The following is a 16,785-nucleotide window of genomic DNA, read 5'->3' on the forward strand; positions in this document are numbered from 1 at the left end:
GGCTCAGTTCTCCTCGCCCTTGTTACGGCGCCGGGGCGCCTTGTCCAGCGATTCCGCCCGGCCGGCCTCGTGCACCAGCAGGGGCGAGAAGAAGCAGTCCTTCTTGGTGTACTCGTCGAAGGAGAAGGCGAAGCGGTAGCTGGCGGCCGCGCGCTGGTTGCAGTCGGTGCGCTCGCAGAAGCGGCAGGAGATGCCACTGGGGACCGCGTCCTTGCGCAGGTCCGTGGTGGGCAGCCCATAGGCCAGGTACTTGGCGTTCTCCGCGTGGGTGCCCAGACCGATGGAGTAGGCCGTGCCGCGCACGATGGAGCCCTCGATGGGTTGCAGCTGCACCTTGGCGAAGCAGAAGTACGACGTGCCATCCGGCATCATCGAGTACTGCCGGGTGAGCTGCGAGGGATTGAGGAAGGCCAGGTGCACGGCCCACTTGCCGCACGAGCCGCCGCCCGAGGCGAACTTGATGCCCGTGCCGCTGTAGCGCTTGGAGATGTTGCCCGCGATGTCCGAGCGCAGGAAGTGGAAGGGCAGGCCGCGGCGCTTGGGATCCGACAGGTTGCACAGGCGGTGGGCCACCGTCTCGTACGTGGTGCCGAAGAGGTTGGACAGGAGCTCCACGTCGTAGCGCGTGCGCTCCACATCCTTGAAGAACTCCCCGTAGGGCAGCATCAGCGCGCCCGCGAAGTAGTTGGCCAGGTGCACCTTGATGAGCCGCAGCGTCTCGGCGTGCCGCGTGCGCGCCGCGCCGACGATCCGCTCCACCAGCTTCTCCTTGTCCAGCATCAGGATGCCGATGGAGGCGGCGAGCTGGAACTTGAGCGGCTGCTCGGTCAGGTCCGGCGAGAGGGTGAGCTCCTGGTTCTCCGCGTCCAGGCGGCGCACCACCGAGGAGCCGCTGGAGGCGGCCTCCAGGCGCACCCGGTAGCCGAAGCGCTCCTCCAGCAGGGGCACGAGCTGGGGGCTCGACAACAACCGCCCGAGCTTGAAGTCGCGCCGCATCGACTCGGCCTGTTCCTCCAGCTCGGGGAAGTAGTTGTGGTGGGACTCGAGGAAGTCGCTCACCTCGTCGAAGGGGGAGTAGTCGAAGCGGGGGCCCGCCGAGCTGCCCGGCGTCGCGTTCATCCGCGCGCTCTCCTCCACGTTGAGCTGCGCGAGCACGTTCTCCAACTGTGTGCGCGTGTTCTTGTAGAGGTTGAAGAGCGCGGCCACCGTGCCGGCGAGCTTCGGCTCCGCGGACAGGCTCTGCAGGGACTCCGAGTCGATATCCAGGCTCTTGAGCAGGGGCTCGTCCAGCAGCTTCGCGAGCGCCTCGTCCACGCGGCCCTCGCCCAGGGTGGACATGAACTGCTCGGGATCCTGATCGAAGTAGCGCAGCGCCTTCCACAGCAGCGGGAAGGGCATGACGCGCTTGCCCTTCTCGATGAGGTTCAAGTAGGCGGGGGACACCCCCAGGTCCTTGGCCGCATCCGTCTGCTTGATGTTGCGAGCGAGCCGCAAGCCCCGGAGTTTGAGGCCCACGTTCGCGTTCAGTGCGTTCTCGTTCATCGCCGCGTCCTGGAGCGGGGGCCCACGTGTCCTTCCGGGGCACCTCCGTTCCATCCACTGTGCGGACGCATTTACCGATTTGCAATAAACGTTTTCAGCCGAAACCCCCCTTGTCCTCGAACCGACGGTGCACGCCGGGCCTGCGCGGACTTCCTCTTGGGCCGCGTCTAAGCCGTTGATTCACCAAGGGTTGTTGGAAAGAGGACGAGCCGTGGCCCCCGTGGAGGGCGGCTGTCAAATTTTACCAGCGCGGTTTACCAGCGGGGAGCGTTGACGCCCCGCGGCACGGCGCGGTCCCGCGACGCGTGCGCTCGCGCGGACCCTGTAACCTGAAATTCCCGCATGGCGTACGGGTTCACGAGCGAACCCCCCGCCTTCCGCGGGGGATTTCCCGCCATGACCCGAAAGGCCACACCCATGAACGTCAAGACCCTGACCGCTCTCGTTGGAACCCTCTCCCTCGGTGCTCTCGCCACCGGCTGTGCGACCGCGAAGCCCGCGGCCGCCCCCTCCGAGCAGGGCTCGGCCACCGTGAACAGCGCGGCCGCCACCCCCGAGAAGGCCGCCGAGGGCACCTGCTCCGGCAAGGCCTCGCCCACCACCGAGAAGGCCGCCGAGCACGGCTGTGGCGCGGGCGGCTGCGGCGCCAGCGGCTGCGGCGGCAAGAAGTAGTCAACCTCCAGGCCCTCGGCGACGCCGGGGGTCGTTTCATCCGGGCGGTGGGGAAGTCTTGTCCCGCCGCCCGTGTCTTTTTCCCCGAGGGAGACGGCATGCCGGTGGGTGATGCGTACGGACGGAAGTGGAAGCCGCTGGGAGTGGGGATCGGGCTGCGGCGCGAGTTCTACACGCTCCTGCCGGAGACCTCCCGGGCGCTCGACTGGGTGGAGATCATCCCCGAGAACTTCCTCACCCTGGGGGGCCGTCCCCAGCGCGCGCTGGACGCGTGTGGAGAGCGCTGGACGCTCCTGCCCCATGGCGTGGCGCTCAACGTGGGCGGGCCGGATCCCCTGGACGAGGCCTACCTCGCCGGGCTCCGGGCGCTGGTGGAGCGCGTGGATGCGCCCTTCTTCTCGGATCACCTGTGCTACGCGCGGCTGGGCGGGGCGTACCTCTACGATCTGCTGCCGTTGCCCTTCTCCGAGGAGGCCGTGGAGCACGTGGTGCCCCGGGTGCGCGAGGCGCAGGCGCGGGTGGGCCGGCCCTTCCTGCTGGAGAATCCGAGCTACTACGCGCACATGCCCGGCGGCACCCTGGCGGAAGCGGACTTCCTGCGGCACGTGGTCGAGCAGGCCGACTGTGGCCTGTTGCTGGACGTGAACAACGTGTACGTGAACGCGTGCAACCATGGCTATGACCCGCGCGCCTTCGTGGACGCGCTGCCGTTGGAGCGGGTGGGGCAGCTCCACCTGGCGGGGCACGAGCGCCAGCCGGACGTGCTCATCGACACGCATGGCGGGCCCGTCTGCGACGAGGTGTGGTCGCTCTACCGCTATGTGCTCGAGCGCACGGGGCCGGTGTCCACGTTGATCGAATGGGATCAGCACATCCCCTCGCTGGACGCGGTGCTGGACGAGGCGGATCGGGCACGCGCGCTGATGGCGCGGGTGGAGGCGCGATGAAACCCGGACTGCGCGGCTTCTTCGACTCGATGGAGAGCTACTTCACGGACCCGGCGCCGGAGGCCCTGGAGCGCCTGTACGCGGCGCATCCAGGCTGGGACGCCCCCCGTTCGCGGGTGGCGCTCTATGGCCAGATGGTGCGTCACCACGGCGATGCCACGCTCGACAAGCTCTACCCCCGGGTCCGCGGGTGCGTGGACGCGGAGACCTGGACGGCGCTGCTCCGGGCCTACGCGGCGTCCCGTCCCGCCCGGCCCTTCGAGATGAACCAGGTGGGCGAGGGGTTCGCCGGATTTCTCGCGGACGAGGCCCACGCGCGGGGCCTGCCGGACTTCCTGCCCGCGCTGGCGCGCTTCGAGTGGACGGACTTCGCGGTGTACATGTCCAGGGAGGAGGTGCCGGCGCGGGTGGAGCGGCTGACGGTGAACCCCACGCTGGCGATGCTGGAGCATCCCTTCCAGCTCTGCGCCTGGCTGCGGGGGGGCACCCCGGAGCGGCCGGCCCCGGGACAGGAGCTGGCGCTGCTCTGGAGGCACCCGGAGCGGCTGGTGACGATGTTCCTCGCGGCGGACGACCGCGCGCTGCTGGTGCTCAAGATGGCGGTGGAAGGACTCACGCCGGAGCAGGTGGCGGCGGCCACGGGCGTGGACGCGCGCGCCATCCACGACGCCGTGGCGGCCCGTGTGGAGGAAGGCCTCGTGCTGGCGCCTTGAGCCCACGGGCCAGGGCGGTCCCGGGAGGACCCGGAGCCGCCCCGGTGGGACTCAGTTCAGCTTCACCCGGCAGACATTGCCGCTGGACGTGGTGGTGCAGGTCAGGCCATTGCAGCACGCGGAGCCGCCGCCGCAGGGCTGATCCTTGCCGGAGCACGGCGGACGGCACGAGCAGTTGTCGCCCGAGCAATCCCCGCCCGTGGTGTCATCCAGGCAGCGCAGACCATCGCAGCAGGGCGCCACGGTCGAGCACTTCTGGAAGGCGGGCGCGCACTGGGGAATGGGCTTGCACGCGCACGCGCCCTCGATGTCGCAAGGCAGGGGCGGATCCCGGTTGAGCTGCACGCACTTGAGGCCGTTGCAGCAGGTGGCGCCGGCCGAGTCGCAGCCCTCGTCCACCGTGGAGCAGCCGTTGCTCACCAGGTACTGCGCCCACTGGGCGATGTGGTTGGACGTGGTGATGTCCTGGAAGGGCAGGGCGAAGGCCACGTACGAGCCGTCCTCGCCCGCGAGCACCTTGTCGGGATCCACCGCCGCCATCCACAGGAGAGTGCTCTTGCGGGCCTCGGACGCGTTGCTGGCGTCGGCCGTCTTGCGCAAGCCGTAGTTGCGCGAGGACGAGAACGTCAACCACATCAGCCGGCTGGTGTCCCCGGTGTTGCCCTGGGTCACGAAGGGGCTCCACTTCGGGTAGCTGTTGGTGAGCGTCTGGAGGTAGGCGCCCGCGCCGTCCTTGTCATCCGTGATGCCGGGTTTGTTGGCGTTCTTGAGCTCCACGAGGGCGGCGTTGGCCTCCAGCTTCGCGGCCCAGAGCGTGGCGGTGGGATCCGTGTCCCCGTTGCAGTCCTGGCTGGTGTCGCTGTTGATGGGGCAGGTGGACTCGTTGAACACGAGGAACGCGTTGTCCGGGGCGATGGCGGGGTAGTAGCGGTGCTTGGCGTAGGGGTTGCTGCCCGTGAGCGGCACGGGAGGCACCACCGTGAGGGGCGCGCTCCAGCTGCCCGCGGTCTCCCGCACCATCTGGATGGAGCCCGTGAACGTCCGCCGGTTCTGCGGGGGATAGCCGGTATAGCCCACGGACGTGTAGGCGATCGTCTTGCCGTCGGCGCTCCAGTCCGGATGGGTGGCGGGGTTCTGGCTCGTGCCCGTGTTGGCGATCTGGCTCTCGAAGGCGCCCGTGTCGCCGTTGAAGAGCAGCAGGCCGAACTTCGTGGCCTGCTCGGCGCTGTAGACGCCGACGAACTTGCTGCCATCCGGATTCCAGGACTCGAAGGCGCTCTGGTACTTCGACGTCAGGGCGATGCCCGCGTCGGACGGCGTGCCGCCATCCCCGTCGGGGGTGTAGGTGGAGAGATCCTTGATGAGCGCGAGCTGGCCCTCGTTGCGGCCCAGGGTCGGATCTCCCTCCACCGCGGCCACCAGCTTCTTGCCGTTGCGGCTCAGCGAGTGGCAGCCCACGCAGCCCACGCCGCTGGTGTTGATGTTGTTCTTCGTGAGCATCGACGTGGCGGTCTGGGGCCCGGTGCCCGCGAAGTCGTAGCGCGTCACGCCGACCTGATCCGGCTTGGTGGTCCAGTAGTAGAGCGCGCCCTTGATCTCCGCGCGGGCGAACTGGAGGGAGATGGGATCGGACACACCCACCGACGTGCCCGCGTCATCCGTGGCGCGCAGCGCGAGCGTCACCAGCTGGCCACCGCGGTTGCTCTCCGCGAGGAACTTCCACACGGTCTCGTCCGGCGTGTAGATGCAGCCCCGGGTGATGCCCGTGGGCAGGGTGACTCCCGAGGGCAGGTAGCAGCGCAGGTAGACGCGCACGTCGGTGATGTCGTTGGTGAAGCGCAGCTCGAACAGGGTGTTGGTGGTGGGGCCGGGCGTGAAGTGGATCTCCAACTGCCCGAGGTTCGGCGGCACCATGACCTTGTCGGCGGGGTAGACGAGCGACGGCTTGCGGGCGGGATCCACCGTTCCACCGAACTTCGAGTCCGCGTTGGCCGGCACGTCCGCGGAGCCCGGGGCTGGATCCGCCGTCTTCTGGGAGAGCTGGAGCAGGAGCTCGGTGGAGATGGACAGGGTGTCCACGCGGGCATGCACGGCGCTCTTGCCGCCCACGGTGGTGCTGGAGGTGAAGGTGGGTCCGGAGAAGGTGCCCAGCCGTGTGTCCTCGATGCTGAAGAAGGCCTGGGACGTCAGATCCTCGGAGTGCCCGTCGGAGTAGATGCCGAGCACGGAGAACTTCTGCGTGGCCGCCGTACTGCCCGAGGCCTTGAGGATGGGGTTGGGAGGCGAGATGGACAGCGAGTCGAGCGTGATGCCTCCGTCCGGGCTCGTGTCTCCGCCGTCACGGCCGTCTCCCGTGCCACTCCCCGCGTCGTTTCCGTTTCCGCCACCCGTGCCGCTATCGAGCGTCCCCGGGGTGGGGTCGGCGCCGCCGCAAGTACAACCGGACAGCGTGGCCACTGCCATCAGGAGTCCAAGTAACCAGGTCTTCTTCCACATGGCCCGTAGCGTAGCGCCATTTCCTGGCCCTCGCCCGGGGGTTGGCCGGGGGGGCGCGGTTTTGCCGGGGCGGACGCATCGGTGGTGCTTCGTGCTTCCCCGGAGGAGGCGTTCGGCGCAATCTCCCGCTCGGTCGTTCTTCCCGAAGAGAGGCCTTGTCATGCGCGTCATCAACTTCAATGCCGGCCCCGCGGGGCTGCCTCTGCCCGCGCTCGAGCGGGCGAAGGAGGAGCTGCTCGATTTCAAGGGCTCCGGCATGTCCATCATGGAGCACAGCCACCGGGGCAAGCAGTACGACGCCGTCCATGAAGAGACGATCTCGTTGCTCACCGAGCTGCTGGGCATCCCCGACACGCATCAGGTGCTCTTCCTCACGGGAGGCGCCTCGCAGCAGTTCGCCCAGCTCCCGATGAACTTCCTGCGCCCCGGCGAGAGCGCGGACTACCTGATGACGGGCGTGTGGAGCGAGAAGGCCTACGACGAGGCGAAGCTCGTGGGCCAGGCGCGCATCGCCGCCACCGCGGTGCAGCCGGACAAGAAGTACGTGCGCGTGCCCCGGCAGGACGAGTTCCAGCTCGACCCGAAGGCGGTCTACGTCCACCTGACGAGCAACAACACCATCTACGGCACCCAGTGGCACACCTGGCCCGAGGTGGGGGACGTGCCGCTCGTCGCGGACATGAGCTCGGACTTCATGTGGAAGCCCGTGGACGTGAGCCGCTTCGCGTTCATCTACGCCGGAGCCCAGAAGAACCTGGGTCCCTCTGGCGTGCTCATCGCCGTGGTGCGCAAGGACTTCATCGCCCGGGGCCGCCAGGACATCCCGAAGATCTTCCGCTACTCCACCCACGCGGACAGCAACTCGCTCTACAACACGCCGCCCACCCTGGCCATCTACCTGTGCCGCAACGTGCTCTCCTGGGCCAAGGAGCTGGGCGGGCTCACGCAACTGGAGAAGCGCAACCGGGAGAAGGGGGAGTTGCTGTATGGCACCCTGGACAAGCTCTCGGGGTTCTACCGGGCGCCGGTGGAGAAGGACTCGCGTTCCTACATGAACGCGGTCTTCTACCTGCCCACGCCGGAGCTGGACGACGCGTTCGTGGCCGCCGCGACGCGCTCCGGCATGGTGGGTCTCAAGGGCTACCGCAGCGCGGGGGGCATCCGGGCCTCGCTCTATAACGCGGTGTCTCCGGATGACGTCCGGACACTCGTGTCCTTCATGGAGGAGTTCGCCCGGAAGAACGGCTAGGGTGCCCGCCTCTTTCCCGTCTCCAGGAGGAGTTCATGAAGAACGCCACGCTGTGCGCTGTCCTGCTGCTCGCCCTGTCCGCGCTGCCCGCCAACGCCAAGGAGATCGCCGGGGTGAAGTTCCCCGACACGGCGTCCGTGGACGGCCAGGAGCTCAAGCTCAACGGTGTGGGCCTGCGCAAGAAGGTCGTCTTCAAGGTGTACGCGGTCGGCCTGTACCTGCAGACCCCGTCCAAGGATGCCTCGAAGGTGATCTCCTCGGAGCAGATCAAGCGCGTGCGCATGTCCATGCTGCGTGACCTGGAGAAGAAGCAGATCACCGACGCCATCGTCGAGGGCTTCAAGAAGAACGCGGGGAGCAATCTGTCCGCGCTCCAGGCGCGGCTGGACACGTTCGCGGCGGGCATTCCCGACTTGAAGGAAGGGCAGGAACTGGTGCTCACCTACGCGCCGGGCAAGGGCACCTCCATCGAGAGCAGCTCGGGGCAGAAGCTGTCCGTGGAGGGCAAGGACTTCGCGGACGCGCTCTTCTCGGTGTGGCTGGGCGCCAGCCCCGTGGATGGCAGTCTGAAGAAGGGAATGCTCGGGGAGGAGTAAGTCCCCGCGTTCCCCGCTGTTTCGTCACCCGTGCGCTGGCCGCCCTGTTCGTGGCGGCCCGCACGTCTCTTACCCCCACATGGAGAAACACTGGATGAGAAAGGCATTGCTCGCCGCTTGCTGCCTCATGGCTTCCGCCTGCAAGACGGCCACGCCCGCGCCCTCGCAGACCGAGCCTCAGGCGCCTCCCGCGCCGCCCCCGCCCGCCCAGCCGTTGCCGATGCCCGCCGGTCTGGATGCCTCGGCGATGAACGAGCAGGCGAACCCCTGCGACGACTTCTACGAGTACGCGTGTGGCAACTGGATGAAGACGACGGAGATCCCCGCGGACCGCCCCCGCTGGTCGCGCGGCTTCGACTCCATCACGGCGCGCAACGAGGAGATCCTCCGGAACATCCTGGAGGCGGCGTCCACGGGCAAGGCCCCCGAGGGCACGCCCTACGCCCAGAAGCTGGGTGACTTCTACGGCTCCTGCATGGACGAGGCGAAGCTCGAGGCCTCGCTGCCCGCGCTCAAGGCGGACCTGGCGAAGCTGACGGTGGCCAAGGACGCGAAGGCACTGGCCCAGCAGGTGGGCACCCTGCATGCCCGCGCCGTCTTCCCCTTCTTCCGCTTCAGCTCCAACAACGACCTCAAGGACGCCAGCCAGATGATCGGCGAGGTGGACCAGGGCGGCTTGAGCCTGCCGGACAAGGACTACTACCTGCGCGACGACGAGAAGTCGAAGGCGCTGCGGGGCGCGTTCGTGGAGCACGCGAAGAACGTCTTCGTGCTGCTCGGCGAGACGCCCGACGTGGCGGCCAAGAGCGCCGCGACGGTGATGGAGGTGGAGACGGCGCTGGCCAAGGTGTCCCAGTCGCGCGTGGAGCGCCGCGAGCCCAAGAACCTCTACCACCGCCTGGATCGCAAGGGCCTCAAGGCGGAGACTCCGGCCTTCCCGTGGGATGTGTACTTCACGGCCGTGGGCGCCAAGGACGTGCAGGCGCTCAACGTCACTCATCCTCCCTTCTTCAAGGAGCTGGAGCGTCTGGTGCGGACCACGCCTCCCGCGGAGTGGAAGACCTACCTGACGTGGCACTACGTCTCGAGCAGCATTCCCGCCCTGCCCAAGGCCTTCCAGGACGAGCGCTTCCGCTTCTCGCAGAACCTGACGGGCGCGAAGGAGGACACGGTCCGTTGGAAGAAGTGCGTGCGCTACACCAACGCGGGTCTGGGCGAGGCGCTCGCGCGGCCCTTCATCGCGCAGACGTTCGGCGCGGACGGCAAGGCGACCACGCAGCAGATGGTGGTGGAGCTGGAGAAGGCCTTCGAGCGCGATCTGGACACGCTCACCTGGATGGACGCGCCCACCAAGGAGCAGGCGCTGGTGAAGGCGCGCAAGATCGTCAACAAGATTGGCTACCCGGACCAGTGGCGCAACTACGACGCGGTGAAGGTGGATCGCGGCTCGTTCCTCGCCTCGTGGACGGGCGTCAACGCGTTCGAGCAGGCGCGGCAGTTGGCGAAGATCGGCAAGCCGGTGGACAAGAACGAGTGGTTGATGTCTCCGCCCACGGTGAACGCCTACTACAACCCGCCCTTCAACGAGATCGTCTTCCCGGCGGGCATCCTGCAGCCGCCCTTCTTCGATCGCGAGGCGACGGCGCCGGTGAACTTCGGCGCCATGGGCATGGTGGTGGGACATGAAGTCACCCACGGCTTCGACGACGAGGGCCGGCAGTATGACGCGGAGGGCAACCTGCGCGACTGGTGGACGCCCGCCTCGGACAGCGCCTTCCGCGAGCGCGTCGCGTGCGTGAAGACGCAATACGACGGCTACACGGCGGTGGATGACCTCAAGGTCAACGGGGCCCTGACGCTCGGGGAGAACGTGGCGGACCTGGGGGGCCTGAAGCTGGCGCACTCGGCCATGGAGGAGTGGCTGCGCAAGAATCCGGAGGAGGCGAAGCGCGCGAGCGGTTCGCGCTTCACGCCGAGCCAGCAGCTCTTCCTGGGCTACGCGCAGTCCTGGTGCTCGAAGACCCGGGACGCGTTCGCCCGGCAGTTGGTGCTGGTGGATCCGCACTCGCCGCCGTACTGGCGGGTGAACGGCCCGGTGGGCAACCTGCCGGAGTTCCAGCGGGCCTTCTCGTGCAGGGCGGACGCGAAGATGGTGCGTCCTCCGGCCGAACGCTGCGAGGTCTGGTAGTGGCCAGGGCGGGCGCCCGGATGAAGCCAAGCGGGGTGCCCGCCCCCTCCAGCGTCACGAAGTGCGGTAGGGAAGGGGCATGAACGCTCCAATCTACACGCTCGTCCGAGGCGCCGACTGGCGGGCAGCCAAGACGGTGGGTGCCTACTGCGGCTCGGCCGACGACACGCGCGACGGCTTCCTGCACTTTTCCACGGCCGAGCAGGTGCGCGACAGCGCGCGCAAGCACCGCGCGGGGGAGCGAGACCTGTGGCTGGTGGCCGTCGATCCGGAGGCGTTGGGCGCGGCGCTGCGGTGGGAGCCAGCCTCGGGTGGCCGTCGCCCGGGGTTGTTCCCGCACTTGTACGGCCCGCTGCCGGTGTCGGCCGTGGTGTCGGCGGTTCCACTGCCGCTGGGCGGCGACGGGCAGCACACCTTCCCCGACGGGGTGCCGTAGGGAGCGTTCAATCCCACTCCGCCGACGAGGCAGTCGTGGGCCTGATCCGTTTTAGTGGCTCTCCCGCACTTTATGTGCTCCGCGAACTGGAATGCTTTCTGCTCCAACAAGCGTTGCTCGCCACATGAGCGGTGAACATACAAAGTGAGGAGAGGCACGTAACCGGCTCAAACCCGAACGCCACGCAGATGGCGAACCGCCTGCGACGGAGGAGAGCCACAAAATCGGTTCAGAATCCATTGAAGGATATTTCATTCACCCAGCCAATAGAGACCGCGCCGGGTTCGCAGCACCTGCTCCAGGAACTCCGAGAGGGAACTGGCGACCTGCTTGCAGTAGGCCGGATCCGGCCACGCCTCGTGGTCGCCGTCGAAGAGGGGGTAGAGACCATTCTCCTGGCGACGCACATCTACCAGCACGTAGTTACCGTCCTGTACGTCGCAGAAGGCGAACACCGAGGCAGGACCCCACGTATCGTTATCCTCACCGTAGATGGCTACCCGTGCTCGGACGATCTCGGACAGGGGAAGCATCTGATACGGCGAGTTCGGCAGCCTCTTGATCAACTCCGCCCCGTTGCAGTGCAGATAGAAGGCACGAAGGTCCGAGTCCAGCTTCCAGCCCACCCTCTGCTCGAACGCATCGATCTCCTCCGGCGTAGCAGGTGGATAGGGGAAGTGATCGCGGGAGACTTCCTCCAGCAGGCGGCTCATGGGCGTGGGCATCGTCAATTGTCTGTGTAGGGCAGATCGGGGCCCACTGTATTCCAGGGTGGCTGGCCGCCGTAGCACGCGGGATACGCCCTGTTGTACAGGTCGTGGACGCTGGGCTTCGCGGGGAAAATATTGTTGGGGTCCACTGGATTGCCTCCGTGCTGGAGGTCCCGGATGTGATGGCCGGGCCACGACTTGGTGCCATCGCCAGGCCACTCTCCAAATTTCTTGCTCCAGTCCTCCCGGAAGGACTCTCGAAATCTGTCCCACCTCTTGCGCTCCACTTCCTTCTTGTCTGTCGGCAGCTTGGGGTAGTTGCAGCAGCAGTGCCAGATGCCGTAGCGGCTCCCGGAATCAACGTCCACGGGTAAGAGGATGAGGCGGCCCTCCCAATCGAACTTGAGATCGGCCAGCCAAACGCAACCCATGAGCGGGGAACCTTCACTGGCGCACTGCATCTGGCACTGGTTCATGAATTGACGGCGGCACTGCCAGGGACCGTAGAAGAGGGTTGTCTTCATCCGTCCACCCGGAACCATCAGCCACGGCAGTTCCTTCTTCACAGCGGGCTTGGCCCCGGGTGATGGCGTGGGTTTAGTCCCGAGGGAACCGCTCGACTCGTTGATGGAGCCGCACGCGGCGAGGAGCATCAGCAGTACCGCCGTCCAGTCCAGCTTCATGAGAATCCCCCGTGATGATGGCCACCCCTTGCTGGGTAGCCAATTCGAGGGGATACCCGATGCGGCTGACAACTCTCGGCGCTCGATACTCTCGGCGGCGTCCTCCGGGATCATCAAAAGCGCCAGTGTTTTGGCATAAGAGGGTGTGCCCGTCGCTCGTCCGAGGCGACGACTGGCGGGCAGCCAAGACGGTGGGTGCCTACCGCGGCTCGGCCGACGACACGCGCGACGGCTTCCTGCACTTTTCCACGGCCGAGCAGGTGCGCGACAGCGCGCGCAAGCACCGCGCGGGGGAGCGAGACCTGTGGCTGGTGGCCGTCGATCCGGAGGCGTTGGGCGCGGCGCTGCGATGGGAGCCGGCATCGGGCGGGCGTCGTCCGGGGCTGTTCCCGCACCTGTACGGCCCGCTGCCGGTGTCGGCCGTGTTGTCGGCGGTTCCGCTGCCGCTGGGCGGCGACGGGCAGCACACCTTCCCCGACGGGGTGCCGTAGGACGGGCGCTCAGAAGAAGCTGAGCTGGGTGCCCGACTTCATGGGCCGACGGAAGGGACTCTCCTTGTCGCCGCTGTCCAGGGACATGGTGGTTTTCAGCCCCAGGCGGCGGGCGGTGGTCGCGAAGAGCTGGTGGAGGGTGTCCGCGTACAGGCCCTCGCCGCGCATGCGCACCTTGAAGCGTGAGTCGTTGAGTTCTCCGCCCCGCGTCTCGCGGATGCGGTGGAGGACGCGCTCGGCGCGCAGGGGCAGCTTGTCGCGCAGACGCTGCTCGAAGACGGCCTGCACGGGGCCGGGCAGCCGCAGCAGGGTGGAGAAGGCCCGGGTGGCCCCCGCCTCGCGCGCCGCGGTGAGCACGCGCACCATGTCCTCGTCATTGAGGCCGGGGATGATGGGAGCCACCGCCACGCCCACGTCGATGCCCGCGGCGGCCAGCCGCTCGATGGTGAGCAGGCGCCGGCGGGGCGAGGCCACGTAGGGCTCCATGGCCCGGGCCACGTGCTCGTCGTGGAAGGGGAGGGTGATGCATACGGAGAGCCGTGCGTGCTCGGCGAGCGTCTGGAGCACGTCGAGGTCGCGCTCGATGAGGAGCCCCTTGGTGATGATGCCCACGGGGTTGCGGTACTCGGCGCAGACCTCCAGGCAGGCGCGGGTGAGCCGCAGCGAGGCCTCCAGGGGCTGGTAGCAGTCGGTGATGCCGCTGAAGGCGACGGACTCGCCCTTCCAGCTCCTGCGCTCGAAGGCCTCGCGCAGCAGCTCCGCGGCGCGCGGCTTGACGACGAGTTTGGTCTCGAAGTCCGTACCCGCGCCGAAGCCGAGGTACTCGTGATAGGGCCGGGCGTAGCAGTACGCGCAGGCGTGCAGGCAACCGCGGTACGGGTTGACGCTCCAGGAGAAGCCCACGTCCGGACTGTCGTTGCGCCCGAGCACCTCGCGGCTGTGATCCTCCAGGACCTCCAGCTTCGCGGGGGGAATCTCCTCCAGGTACTCCACTGCGGTGGTGTCCCAGGGGTTGGGCGGGTTGGAGACGGGCCGGGGTTTCACACGCTCAGGGTGTGCCTGAAAGAACGTTCAGTCAAGCGGGGTTCCGTACCGGAGGGGCCGGGTCTACAAGGGGCTCGTCTGCACCTGGCGCGGCGCTGCTGGCTCCAACAGCATTCCCTCGGACAGCCGCACGGTATCGCCCAGGAAGTAGTAACCCCACAGTCTGCCGCTCACGTGGACTCCCTGTCCCTCGCGCAGTTGCTCGAGCTGGGCGTTGTAGAGGGGATCGAAGTTCACCTGCACCTTCAACGTCTGGCCCTCCTCGGGCCGGAGCACGAGTTGACTGGCGATCCCCTCGTTTGCATGGACCTCCTCCACGCGCCCCTTCCAGGACACCCAGTGCCCCTCGTACTTCTCGCGCCATTCCTGCTTGCGCTGCGCGAGGGAGCGGTCCCCGGCATCGCGCATGTCCATGAACACCTGCATCGCCGCGATGTCTTCCGCTGGGCGTTGCGCGACGGGGGGCGGTCGCGCGCTGTATTTCGGCGCGTCCATTCTGATGGCGTACCTCGTCTCGTGGAGCGTCCCGAAGACGCCCAGTGGAGCGCAGCACATGAGGCTCACGAGGCCCAGAGCGCTCTTGAGGAGGGTGCGGCCTGAGAAACGGCGGGGGGCCTCTTTCTCGGACGCGGAGCGGGATTCACCCAGGCGGTCCGGTTCGCAGTAGTGACAGAACGAGGTGCCCGCGGCCAGGGGCGCATTGCAATTGGCGCACCGGTTTTTTCGCATCTGCATGGCGCACCCTACCACCGCCGCGAGCGCTCCTGGCCCGCTGAGACTCGAGTCGGAAAAAGCGAAGGGCCTGGAACTCCTGGAGGATGTCTCCAGGAGTTCCAGGCCCTTCATTCAGAGCGGCGGACCGGGTTCGAACCGGCGACCCCGAGCTTGGGAAGCTCGTGCTCTACCAGCTGAGCTACCACCGCGCGGCAAGCAGGGGGAAAGTAGGGGGATGGACCCTGCTTGTCAACGAGCAAGTCGCGAGGGAGACGTCTAATCGCCTTCCTCGACGGTCAGTTGGTAGGAGTCCTGGAAGTTGGCCTCCCGGTTGCGGGCGTCCCGTACCTCCAGGATGTAGACGTCGGGCTCGGCGCTGTAGCGGATGACCTCGGGCTGGTCGCCCTTGGCGCGGTCCGACGTCTGCACGAGCGACAGCTTGCCGTCCTCGCCCAGGCGGTGCAGGTACAGCCCCACGTCCACCTTGAGGATGCCCAGCAGGGTGGCCTTGAGCGCCGTGCGCACGGGCCGGTCCGATAGATCCAACCGGTAGTAGTCCACGTCCTTGAGGGGGTAGACGGTGCCGCGCACCGCCCGGCCCAGGGTCAGCTCCGTGGCGCGATCCGCGGAGTTGTTGGGCTCGCGCTCCTGGCTACCGTCGTCGGGCACGGTGGTGATGGACAGGCGGTAGGGCTGCTCGGCGTTCTCGTAGTCGCGCACCCACTTGCCCTCCACCTTGCGCGACGCGCTCTGGACGCGGAAGTAGCACGCGCCGCTGCACGCCACGTTGTTGAGGCGCTCGGGCTCCTTGATGGCGCCATCGTTGGCGCGCTGGAGCACCGTCTCCTTCTGGTTCTCGCCCTCGGGGGGTTGAATCACGGACAGTTCCAGATCCATGCGCTCCACGCCGGACAGCTCCACCCGGGCGAGCACGGGCTCCGAGGTCTTCAGCACGAAGTGGTCCACGTCGCCCTTGGGGGACAGGAAGCCTTCCTTGTAGCCGGCCAGCGGCAGCGGCGTGGCCTTGTACAGCTCCTCGTTGGGTTCGAGCTCCGCGTTGGCTCCGGCCTCTTCCTGCGTCACCGTGAGCGTGTAGGCCTTTTCCGGGTTGAAGCCCCGCTTCGCGTCCTTGCCGGTGCCGGACCACCCGCTCTTGACCACCAGGTACACCACGCGATCGCTCGCCCGGACGCCGACGTTGCGCAGGGACAGCGCCTCGCCCTCGTTGCCCTTCGTGGTGAAGAGGGGCGCCTCGGCGGCCGTGAGCACGGACAACTCCGGGCGGACGCCCTCGATGCCGCCCAGGTCGATCTTCAGCGCCACCATGGGGGGCTCCACGGGCAGGGGAGCGGGGGCGGGCGTGGCCGGAGACGGTGCCTGTGGGGGCACGGGGATGGGAACCTCGAGCGGCGGCATGTTCTCCGCCGGGGGCGGTGTGCCGGTGGCGGACTCTTCCGAGGGGGTGCCCGGCTCCGGGGACACACCGCCTTCGGAGGGCGGGGGCTCGGCGGCGGGCGGAGGCGTCGCGGGAGGCGGCTGGGTGGCCCCCGCCGCGTCCGGAGGAGGCGTGGGGAGGGCGGGCTCGGGAAGCTCCAGCCGGTACCAGTCCTCATCTCCCGCGTGGCCGATGAATCCCGCCACGGCCTGCCCGAGCTGCAGCGGAGTGGCGTCCACGGCCCGGTCATTGGGCTCGCGCTCCACGCCGTCCTCGGGCGCGTGGTAGCGCACCTCGAGCGTGTAGGCACCGCCGGTGCCCTTGCGCGCCGAGGCCACCCGCACCCAGCGCTCGTGCTCGACGAAGAGGTTGGGGAAGCGCTCGGGCTTGCCCACGCCCGCGCTGTTGATGCTGGCGCTGCGCACGCCAGGGGCGTCGTACACCTCGAGCAACACGTCTCCGCCGGGGATGCCGGAGACGCTCACGTCCGCCACCCGGGGGTTGGCCGGGGCGAGCCGGTACCAATCCTCATCGGGCTTGGAGGGATCCGCGCCCAGACTGGCGCTCACCGTCGCGTCCTTCGCGACGACGAGGGCCTGTTCGGGCCGCTCGTTGGGCTCCTTCTCGCTGAGCTGCTCGGGTCCGGTTTCCACGGGACCCGCATCGGGGGTCTCGGTCTCCTGCTCCTTCGAGCAGCCACTCGGGCAGCCCGCGAGAAGCAGGCACAGCCATACCCCACCCAGACGTCGCATTCCGTTCCCTCTTGGCATTCGGGTGCCTACTCAATCCCCTGGCACCCGGGTGTCAAGGATCGCCAACAGGCGGCCTGACGCTTTCATCCCAGGAGGAGGAGCGGCGAGAGGGCGGAG

General features: G+C 67.9%; 15 protein-coding genes and 1 tRNA gene. 8 read left to right on the forward strand and 8 right to left on the reverse strand.

The window, feature by feature from the left end:
* Positions 1-3 precede the first annotated feature (3 nt).
* Complete coding sequence (locus tag MEBOL_RS29460; RefSeq protein WP_095980554.1) at positions 4-1,542, reverse strand: helix-turn-helix domain-containing protein; 1,539 nt, start codon at positions 1,540-1,542, stop codon at positions 4-6.
* A gap of 417 nt (positions 1,543-1,959) precedes the next feature.
* Here MEBOL_RS29460 and MEBOL_RS29465 point away from each other — a divergent pair, with 417 nt between their 5' ends.
* From MEBOL_RS29465 to MEBOL_RS29475, 3 genes are all read left to right on the forward strand, one after another.
* The gene (locus MEBOL_RS29465) at positions 1,960-2,214 is read left to right on the forward strand and encodes a hypothetical protein (protein ID WP_179956318.1); all 255 of its coding nucleotides are present in this window, start codon (positions 1,960-1,962) and stop codon (positions 2,212-2,214) included.
* A 98-nt stretch (positions 2,215-2,312) separates the two neighbouring features.
* Positions 2,313-3,161 carry an MNIO family bufferin maturase gene (gene bufB, locus MEBOL_RS29470; protein WP_095980555.1) on the forward strand — a complete coding sequence of 283 codons (849 nt, stop codon included), beginning with the start codon at positions 2,313-2,315 and terminating at the stop codon, positions 3,159-3,161.
* Positions 3,158-3,874, forward strand: coding sequence for an HvfC/BufC N-terminal domain-containing protein (locus MEBOL_RS29475; protein WP_095980556.1), 717 nt, complete (start codon positions 3,158-3,160; stop codon positions 3,872-3,874). Before bufB ends, MEBOL_RS29475 begins: the two co-directional genes overlap by 4 nt.
* A gap of 51 nt (positions 3,875-3,925) precedes the next feature.
* Here the strand turns inward: MEBOL_RS29475 and MEBOL_RS29480 are convergent, their stop codons facing one another.
* A complete protein-coding gene (locus tag MEBOL_RS29480) occupies positions 3,926-6,337 on the reverse strand; it encodes a TolB family protein (RefSeq protein WP_095980557.1) in 2,412 nt (803 codons plus the stop codon).
* A 193-nt stretch (positions 6,338-6,530) separates the two neighbouring features.
* Here MEBOL_RS29480 and serC point away from each other — a divergent pair, with 193 nt between their 5' ends.
* From serC to MEBOL_RS29500, 4 genes are all read left to right on the forward strand, one after another.
* Entirely contained in the window at positions 6,531-7,619 is a 1,089-nt protein-coding gene (serC, locus tag MEBOL_RS29485) for a 3-phosphoserine/phosphohydroxythreonine transaminase (protein WP_095980558.1), read from the forward strand.
* A 35-nt stretch (positions 7,620-7,654) separates the two neighbouring features.
* A complete protein-coding gene (locus MEBOL_RS29490) occupies positions 7,655-8,215 on the forward strand; it encodes a chalcone isomerase family protein (RefSeq protein WP_095980559.1) in 561 nt (186 codons plus the stop codon).
* 94 nt (positions 8,216-8,309) lie between these two features.
* The gene (locus MEBOL_RS29495) at positions 8,310-10,403 is read left to right on the forward strand and encodes a M13 family metallopeptidase (protein WP_095980560.1); all 2,094 of its coding nucleotides are present in this window, start codon (positions 8,310-8,312) and stop codon (positions 10,401-10,403) included.
* Positions 10,404-10,482: 79 nt separating this feature from the next.
* Positions 10,483-10,839: a DUF952 domain-containing protein gene (locus MEBOL_RS29500; protein ID WP_095980561.1), complete on the forward strand. Its 357-nt coding sequence runs from the start codon at positions 10,483-10,485 to the stop codon at positions 10,837-10,839.
* A gap of 251 nt (positions 10,840-11,090) precedes the next feature.
* Here MEBOL_RS29500 and MEBOL_RS29505 read toward each other — a convergent pair whose 3' ends face one another.
* Together MEBOL_RS29505 and MEBOL_RS29510 are read right to left on the reverse strand one after the other, a co-directional pair.
* Positions 11,091-11,564, reverse strand: a complete 474-nt coding sequence (locus tag MEBOL_RS29505) for an SMI1/KNR4 family protein (RefSeq protein ID WP_095983084.1) — start codon at positions 11,562-11,564, stop codon at positions 11,091-11,093.
* Between the two features lie 2 nt (positions 11,565-11,566).
* Entirely contained in the window at positions 11,567-12,232 is a 666-nt protein-coding gene (locus MEBOL_RS29510) for a hypothetical protein (protein ID WP_095980562.1), read from the reverse strand.
* A 125-nt stretch (positions 12,233-12,357) separates the two neighbouring features.
* Between MEBOL_RS29510 and MEBOL_RS29515 the strand changes: the two genes are divergently transcribed.
* The gene (locus MEBOL_RS29515) at positions 12,358-12,723 is read left to right on the forward strand and encodes a DUF952 domain-containing protein (RefSeq protein WP_245918948.1); all 366 of its coding nucleotides are present in this window, start codon (positions 12,358-12,360) and stop codon (positions 12,721-12,723) included.
* A gap of 9 nt (positions 12,724-12,732) precedes the next feature.
* Here the strand turns inward: MEBOL_RS29515 and MEBOL_RS29520 are convergent, their stop codons facing one another.
* From MEBOL_RS29520 to MEBOL_RS29535, 4 genes are all read right to left on the reverse strand, one after another.
* On the reverse strand, positions 12,733-13,767 hold the full coding sequence (locus MEBOL_RS29520; RefSeq protein ID WP_095980564.1) for a PA0069 family radical SAM protein: 1,035 nt from the start codon (positions 13,765-13,767) through the stop codon (positions 12,733-12,735).
* A gap of 63 nt (positions 13,768-13,830) precedes the next feature.
* The gene (locus MEBOL_RS41470; RefSeq protein WP_157775658.1) at positions 13,831-14,262 is read right to left on the reverse strand and encodes a hypothetical protein; all 432 of its coding nucleotides are present in this window, start codon (positions 14,260-14,262) and stop codon (positions 13,831-13,833) included.
* 355 nt (positions 14,263-14,617) lie between these two features.
* Positions 14,618-14,690 (reverse strand) — tRNA-Gly (locus MEBOL_RS29530).
* A gap of 67 nt (positions 14,691-14,757) precedes the next feature.
* Positions 14,758-16,668 (reverse strand): ABC transporter substrate-binding protein, encoded by a 1,911-nt coding sequence (locus tag MEBOL_RS29535; RefSeq protein ID WP_095980566.1) that lies wholly within the window; start codon positions 16,666-16,668, stop codon positions 14,758-14,760.
* Positions 16,669-16,785 lie beyond the last annotated feature (117 nt).

Origin of the sequence: Melittangium boletus DSM 14713 (assembly GCF_002305855.1) — a bacterium.
Classification (GTDB): domain Bacteria; phylum Myxococcota; class Myxococcia; order Myxococcales; family Myxococcaceae; genus Cystobacter; species Cystobacter boletus.

Coding starts and splice junctions, on each gene's coding strand:
- MEBOL_RS29490 (WP_095980559.1), top strand. CDS start 7,655: ATGAAGAACGCCACGCTGTGCGCTGTCCTGCTGCTCGCCCTGTCCGCG.
- MEBOL_RS29480 (WP_095980557.1), bottom strand. CDS start 6,337: ATGGCAGTGGCCACGCTGTCCGGTTGTACTTGCGGCGGCGCCGACCCC.
- MEBOL_RS41470 (WP_157775658.1), bottom strand. CDS start 14,262: ATGGACGCGCCGAAATACAGCGCGCGACCGCCCCCCGTCGCGCAACGC.
- MEBOL_RS29465 (WP_179956318.1), top strand. CDS start 1,960: ATGAACGTCAAGACCCTGACCGCTCTCGTTGGAACCCTCTCCCTCGGT.
- MEBOL_RS29475 (WP_095980556.1), top strand. CDS start 3,158: ATGAAACCCGGACTGCGCGGCTTCTTCGACTCGATGGAGAGCTACTTC.
- serC (WP_095980558.1), top strand. CDS start 6,531: ATGCGCGTCATCAACTTCAATGCCGGCCCCGCGGGGCTGCCTCTGCCC.
- MEBOL_RS29460 (WP_095980554.1), bottom strand. CDS start 1,542: ATGAACGAGAACGCACTGAACGCGAACGTGGGCCTCAAACTCCGGGGC.
- MEBOL_RS29495 (WP_095980560.1), top strand. CDS start 8,310: ATGAGAAAGGCATTGCTCGCCGCTTGCTGCCTCATGGCTTCCGCCTGC.
- MEBOL_RS29505 (WP_095983084.1), bottom strand. CDS start 11,564: ATGCCCACGCCCATGAGCCGCCTGCTGGAGGAAGTCTCCCGCGATCAC.
- MEBOL_RS29535 (WP_095980566.1), bottom strand. CDS start 16,668: ATGCGACGTCTGGGTGGGGTATGGCTGTGCCTGCTTCTCGCGGGCTGC.
- bufB (WP_095980555.1), top strand. CDS start 2,313: ATGCCGGTGGGTGATGCGTACGGACGGAAGTGGAAGCCGCTGGGAGTG.
- MEBOL_RS29500 (WP_095980561.1), top strand. CDS start 10,483: ATGAACGCTCCAATCTACACGCTCGTCCGAGGCGCCGACTGGCGGGCA.
- MEBOL_RS29510 (WP_095980562.1), bottom strand. CDS start 12,232: ATGAAGCTGGACTGGACGGCGGTACTGCTGATGCTCCTCGCCGCGTGC.